1 protein-coding gene is annotated in these 1,442 nt (G+C 73.2%); it reads left to right on the top strand.

Going from position 1 to position 1,442, the window contains the following annotated elements; genetic code table 11:
- The coding region (locus tag KGA65_RS16445; protein WP_225864210.1) for a type VI secretion system Vgr family protein at positions 1-1,442 on the top strand (1,442 nt) is incomplete at both ends.

The following is a 1,442-nucleotide window of genomic DNA, read 5'->3' as shown; positions in this document are numbered from 1 at the left end:
CCTGGCCCACGGTCCCTGGCGCCGTGCCGAAGCGGGCACCACCTTCACCTTGGTGGACCACCCGCTGCACGATGGCAGCGACGACCTTCGCGACCGCTTCGCCATCCTGGCCTGCCAGCACCGCGCCCGCAACAACTTCTCGGCCGATGCCCGGGCCCGGCTGCGGGCCCTGGATCGCCAACTGGCCATGGAGGCGGCCACGGAAGCCGCCGAGCCAGGAGAAGGCAGCACCGAAGATCTGGCGCAAGACCACCCGCTGCACGAAGCCGCGCTGCTGCTGCAGCCAGCCGCCACGCCGCTGCGCATGGCCCAGGCCCCCGCAGGCGATGGCCCCGGGCGCTGGGGCACGCTGGGTGCCACGGCGCTGCGCATGGACCCCACAGTGGACCTCTTCGATCCCCGCTCAACCCGCCACCTGGCCCAGCCCGATGCCCGCCTGGCCCCACGCCCTTCGGTGCACGGCAGCCAGACGGCCCTGGTCGTGGGCAGCCGCGGCCCCATCCACACCGACCGCGACGCCCGCATCAAGGTGCAGTTCCACTGGCAACGCGGCGGCAACGCCAGCCACCGGCTGATGCACCCCACGGGTGAGAATGCCCCCGCCAGTGAAGCCAGCTTCACCTGGGTGCGCGTGGGCCAATCCATCGCCGGCGCCAACCACGGCGCGGTCTTCATCCCCCGGCTGGGTCAGGAAGTGGTGGTGGGCTTCGTCGGCGGCGACATCGACCGCCCGGTGGTCCACGCCGTGGCCTACAACGGCCAGGGCAGCGACGACGCCCAGGGCAACCAGCAGGGTGCCGGCGCCGCCGGGGCTGTGGGCGCGGCCCCGGCCTGGTTCCCGGGGCAAGCCGATGCCGCCCCCCACCAGGGCCACCAGCACCCGGCCGTGCTGCTGGGCTACAAGAGCCAGGAACTGGCCAGCTCCAGCAGCGGCCAGGGCGGCTTCGGCCAGCTGGTGTTCGACGACAGTCCCCAGGCCGCCCGCATCGAGCTGGGCAGCTCCACGCTGGTGAGCCAGCTGCAGCTGGGGGCCCTGCTGCAACAGCAGGACAACCAGCGCCTGGCCCCGCGCGGCCATGGGCTGGACCTGCTCACCCAAGGCCATGGCGCCCTGCGCAGTGGCAGCGGCCTGCTGCTCACGGCCTTTGCGGAATCCCCCAGCACCGGCGCGGGCCAGCAGTTGCAGGCCCGCGACCCGCTGCAGGCGCTGCAGACCGCGCAGGACCTGGTGCACACCCTGGCCGAGACCGCCCAGGCCCACCAGGCACAGCTGCCTGCCGAGCCCGCCGTGGCAGGGGCACAGCCCGATGACCGCAGCCACCAGTTGCCCAGCGAACAGGGCCTGGCGGCGCTGGCCGCCAGCCTGCAAGCCAGCGACAGCCGGCAAGGCGGTGACAGCACCAGTGACGAGAACACCATCGCCATCGACGGTGGCTGGGGCA

Source organism: Ideonella benzenivorans (genome assembly GCF_020387415.1).
GTDB classification, from domain to species: Bacteria; Pseudomonadota; Gammaproteobacteria; order Burkholderiales; family Burkholderiaceae_C; genus Ideonella; species Ideonella benzenivorans.
The sequence above is the reverse complement of the archived record's forward strand: the minus strand, read 5'-3'. Positions and strand labels throughout refer to the sequence as shown.